The following is a 5,031-nucleotide window of genomic DNA, read 5'->3' as shown; positions in this document are numbered from 1 at the left end:
GGCCCCGAATGCACCCCGTTCGCAGTCCCCTGACCCCCTCCTGCGCCCGCGGCCAGGGCGCGGCGCGCAGGGTTGACTGTTACCTGTGTTTCACGAATGATTCCGGTGTCGGTGACACTTTGGAACATTTGTGTTCCGCCGTGGCACTGGGCGAACTCCGCTTCCTGTGCCGCCTTCCCGGCGCCGTGCGCCGGGCCACTTGTTCCCCAACTGGAGATTTCCCATGAGCGTGGAAAAAGCCGAAAGTACCGTGAGCCCTGCCACCGACACGGCCATTGCCGATGCTGCCGTGGCCTCTGCTGAAACAGCCGATGCGCCCCTGACCCCGCAGGAGCGGCAAAACGAGGCCCTGCACACCATCAAGAACCACGTGATCACGGCCATGGGCATCGGCATCCTGCCGGTTCCGGGCCTGGACCTGATCGCCCTCACCGGCGTGCAGCTGAGCCTGCTGCGCAAGGTGGGCCGCCTGTACGGCCATTCGCTGTCGGACGAGACCGGCAAGAAGCTGCTGGGCGCGTTGCTGGGGGGCTACCTGCCGCTGGTGGTGACGGCACCGCTGGCCAGCCTGCTGAAGTTCATCCCGGGCGTGGGCATCGCCGCCGGCGTGCTGGCCCAGTCCACTTTGGCGGGCGCGACCACCTACGCGGTCGGCAAGCTGTTCATGCAGCATTTCGAGACGGGCGGCACCTTCCTGGATGTCAAGGTCTCGGACATGAGCAGCAAGCTCAAGCAACAGGTGGAAGAGGGCAAGGCCTTCGTCCAGAAGAACGTCGGCGGCGGCAAGGCCGGCGCGTCCTGAGCAGGCACTGCCCGGTTGCGATGACACCGATGCAGCCCTCCCGCTGCCCCTGGCTGGCCTTCGGTGCAGGTGCGGCGGATGCAGGCGTGCGCCTGCTGTGCCTGCCCTTCGCCGGTGGCGGGGCCTCGGCCTATCTGGGCTGGCGCCGCCATCTGCCAGGCGTGGCCGTGGCGCCGCTGCAGTACCCGGGCCACGAAACGCGGCTGTCGGAAAGGCCGCTGGTCAGCCTGGACGCCATGCTGGCCGGCCTTGCCGATGCCGTGGCACCCTGGCTGGACCGTCCTTACGCGCTCTTTGGCTGCAGCCTGGGCGCGCGCCTTGCGTTTGCCCTGGTCCGGCAACTTGCCGAACGCGGCCTGCCGCCACCGTGCGGGCTGCTGGTGGCCGCCAGCGCGCCCCCCGGTCGCCCGGCAGTGGCCGATACGGCTGGCCTGGATGATGGCGCCTTCCAGCGGCTGGTCCGCTCCTATGGCGGCATCCCGCCCGAGCTGGATGCCGACCCCGGTTTCTGGACCATGGCGCTGCCCGTGCTGCGGGCTGACTTCGCGCTGGCGGCCCAGCCGCTGCCGGGGCCGGGGCCGGGGCCGGGGCCGGGGCATCCCCTGGATTGCCCCGTGGTGGCCTATGCGGGACGGGACGATACGCTCGCCACACCCCTGGCGATGGCCGGATGGTCCGCCATGACCACGGGTGGCTCGCGGCTGCATTGCTTCGATGGCGGGCATTTCTTCCTCCAGTCGGCTCCCGACTTCCTGGACACTCTGTCCGCCGACATCGACCGCCTGCGCCTGGGCGCAGCGGCCTGCCTGGTGCCTGCATGAACGATTTCCCGATGATGACGAGCGGCGCCCTGCGTGCCGCGCTGCTGTGGACGCTGATGGCGGGCGGCCTGGCCGCCACCGCGACGGGCGCCAGGGCCCAGGACGTGGGGCACCGGCTGGGCAGCAACAACCATGTGATCGAAGAGCCGCTGCAGGAACTGGTCAAGAGGCGCCGGCCCAAGGGGCAGATCTATGTATCCATTCCCCAGGCCCTGGTGATCCTGGCCAACGACGGCATGAACCGCCGCTCCGTGTGCTCGCCCCAGATCCAGGTGAACAACTCCTCCAACCAGACCATGGAGGAACTGGTGGCCGGCATCCGCTACCGCAAGCAGGGCAACGACAAGTCGGCCGGCAGCACGATCGCCCGCTTCTATGTCCTCAAGGTCGGCAAGCAGGACCTGACCCATCTGTCCAATGCCATCGATGTGGGCAGCTGCGACAACCTGACCGGAGAGCTCGAAGTCATCGAGTGCACGTACTCCAACGGCGCCGACTGCTCCGCCGACGTGCGTGCGCTGGCCTACGGCGCCATTCCCCTGAAGATCATCGACAAGAAATAGGAGCCCGGGCATGTCGAACGCCTTTCTCATCTATCTGATTTTGTGCCTGATCGTTTCCTTCATCGGCCGGCGCACCCGCCTGGGCTGGATGCGTACCCTGGTCGTGGCTTTCATGCTGACGCCGCTGGTGGCATTCATCTACCTTCTGCTGTTCGCCTCGCTGCAGGCCGAAGACCGCCTGGGTGGCCGCTGACGCATGCGCCTGACGGAACTCCTGATCCGCGATGCGCGGACCCCGCTGCAGCGCCTGGGCTTTGTCGCTTTCCTCGCCGGTGCATCCAGCACGGTGATCCTGGCCGTGGTCAACTCGGTGGCCACGGACAGCCAGCTGCGTTCGGGCGGCAACGCCCAGTACGTGGCGCTGTACGGATTGGCGCTGCTGGTCTACATCTTCAGCCAGCGCTATGTTCTCAACACCACCACCGACGAGGTCGAGCGCATCGTTGACGAATGGCGCCGCCGCCTGATCCGCAAGCTGGCCGCCAGCCGCCTGGTGGGGGTGGAGAAGATCGGCCATGGCGCCATCTTCACGGCCATCAATGCCGATACGCAGACCGTCTCGCACACTGCCGGCAGCCTGATCCTGGGCGTGCAGGCCGTGATGATGATCCTGTGCACGGCGGTCTACATCGCCACGCTGTCCCTGCCTGCGCTCGGGCTGGTGGTGGTGGTCCTGCTGCTGGCCGCGCGCGTGTATGCCCGCCGTGGCCAGCGTGCCAGTCAGGATCTGCGCCGCGCGCATGAGGAAATCGGCGCCCTGCACGAGATGGTCGAGGCGCTGCTGGGCGGCTTCAAGGAAATCAAGCTGTCCAGCCGCCGCGCCGCGGAACTGCTGGACGATGCGGTGCGCGTGTCCTCGCGCACGGCCCACTACCGTTCGCTGGCACAGCGCACGCTGGGCATGAATTTCGTGTTCTCCCAGGCGGCGATCTTCGTGCTGCTGGGCTCGCTGGTCTTCATCCTGCCGGTGTTGAGCACGACCTTCGCGGCCATCACGGTCAAGGTGCTGACCGCCGTGCTGTTTCTTGTCGGGCCGGTGTCGGGTGTGATCTCCGCTGCGCCGCAGATCACCGTGGCCAATGCGGCTGCGGAGAACCTGCTGGCTGTCGAGAAACTGCTGGATGACAACGTGGAGCCTCCGGGCACCAGCACTGGCAACCCCACGAGCACGGGCACCGATGCCGGCGCGCCCGCCAGCTTCGACACCATCGAGTTGCGCCATGCCGTCTTCACGCGAGGCGAGGGCAGCGACCGTTTCACGGTGGGGCCTGTCGACCTGAGCATCCACCGGGGCGAGACCTTGTTCATCACGGGCGGCAACGGTTCGGGCAAGACTACGCTGGTCAAGATGCTGACGGGGCTGTATCCGCTGGACTCCGGCTCCCTTGTCCTGGACGGGCAGCCCGTGGATGCCCAGGGCCTGCAAGGCTACCGCGACCTGTTCGGCGCAATCTTCTCGGACTTCCACCTGTTTCGCACGCTGTACGGCCTGGACCCTGTCGATAGCGCACATGCCGATGCGCTGATCGACGAGATGGAGATCGAGAGCAAGGTGCACATAGAGGGCGGCCGGCGCTTCTCGACCGTGGGCCTGTCCACCGGACAGCGCAAGCGCCTGGCCCTTGTGGCGGCCCAGCTGGAAGGCCGCCCCGTGCTGGTGCTTGACGAATGGGCGGCAGACCAGGATCCGCATTTCCGCGCCAAGTTCTACGAGGTCCTGCTGCCGCGCCTGCAGCACAAGGGGGTGACCGTCATCGCCATCACCCATGACGACCGCTATTTCCACCACGCGGACCGCCGCGTGCACATAGAGGACGGGCGCATCGCCTCCGTCTCCAACCGAGGGAGTGCATCATGAACGCCACCACCGCAAGCCGGGATGGCGGCATGGCCGCGATGGGCCGCAGGCTGTGGGCACGGCTGCGTTTTTTCGGGGACGATCTGCTGATCGCCGCCGTGGTCCTGCTGGTCCTGCTGGTCTTTCTGCTGCCCTCCATGGTCGTCACCATTCCGGCGGGCCACCTCGGGGTCCACTGGAAGCGCTTTGGCGGCGGCACGGACATCGATTCGGTGCGCTCCGAGGGCACGACCCTGATTCCGCCTTGGGACATCCTCTACATCTACGACGCCCGCCTGCAGAGCGTGGACCGCGAGTACGAGGTGCTGGCCTCCGACGGACTGAAGCTGCAGGTCACGCTGGCCTGGCGATTCCGCCTGGTGCCCGAGTTCCTGGGGGAGTTGCACCGGTATATCGGCAGCGACTACACCGAGACACTGGTGGGCCAGTCCATCGGTGCGCGTGCGCGCGACGTGATCGCCATCTACCGCCCCGAGGATATCTACACCAGTCACCGTCTGGAGATCCAGAACCAGATCTCGGAGTCGGTGCGCTACGACATCCGCCACCGCTTCAACACCGAACTGCGTTCTGGCCAGGAGTGGGTGCTGATCGAGGACGTGCTGATCAAGCGCATCGTGCTACCGGACGGCGTGGAAGATGCCATCGTGCGCAAGAACGTCACCCGCCACGAAGTCGAGCAATACGCGCTGATGGTGGAAAAGGAAGGGCAGGAGAGCGAGCGCAAGCGGGTCGAGGCACTGGGCATCCGCAACTTCCAGGAAATCATCAGTGGCGGCATGAACGATGCCTATCTGCGCTGGCGCGGCATCGAGGCGACCCTGGAGCTGGCGCGCTCCGAGAATGCCAAGGTGGTCATCATGGGCAACGACAAGACGGGCGGGCTGCCGCTGATCTCCATCGGTGGCGAGGGCCTCAAACCCGAGGGCAAGACGGCCGGCAAGCCGGTCGCCGGCACCAGCAGGGGCGATGCCTCCACGCCTGCAG

General features: G+C 66.8%; 6 protein-coding genes. All 6 read left to right on the top strand.

Features of this window, described 5'->3' with window-relative positions:
- Positions 1-223 precede the first annotated feature (223 nt).
- Positions 224-802, top strand: a complete 579-nt coding sequence (locus JHD82_RS23765) for a YcjF family protein (protein WP_016445288.1) — start codon at positions 224-226, stop codon at positions 800-802.
- A gap of 29 nt (positions 803-831) precedes the next feature.
- Complete coding sequence (locus JHD82_RS23760) at positions 832-1,623, top strand: thioesterase II family protein (RefSeq protein ID WP_199139127.1); 792 nt, start codon at positions 832-834, stop codon at positions 1,621-1,623.
- Entirely contained in the window at positions 1,620-2,186 is a 567-nt protein-coding gene (locus JHD82_RS23755) for a hypothetical protein (RefSeq protein WP_199139125.1), read from the top strand. The genes JHD82_RS23760 and JHD82_RS23755 overlap by 4 nt, the downstream gene beginning before the upstream one ends.
- Before the next feature lie 10 nt (positions 2,187-2,196).
- On the top strand, positions 2,197-2,379 hold the full coding sequence (locus tag JHD82_RS23750) for a hypothetical protein (RefSeq protein ID WP_016445291.1): 183 nt from the start codon (positions 2,197-2,199) through the stop codon (positions 2,377-2,379).
- Between the two features lie 3 nt (positions 2,380-2,382).
- A complete protein-coding gene (locus JHD82_RS23745) occupies positions 2,383-4,044 on the top strand; it encodes a cyclic peptide export ABC transporter (RefSeq protein WP_199139123.1) in 1,662 nt (553 codons plus the stop codon).
- On the top strand, positions 4,041-5,031 hold a 991-nt coding region (locus JHD82_RS23740; protein WP_199139121.1), incomplete at its 3' end, for a prohibitin family protein. The genes JHD82_RS23745 and JHD82_RS23740, both read left to right, overlap by 4 nt.

It is taken from the genome of Delftia sp. ASV31, assembly GCF_016428765.1.
Classification (GTDB): Bacteria; Pseudomonadota; Gammaproteobacteria; order Burkholderiales; family Burkholderiaceae_C; genus Comamonas; species Comamonas acidovorans.
The sequence above is the reverse complement of the archived record's forward strand: the minus strand, read 5'-3'. Positions and strand labels throughout refer to the sequence as shown.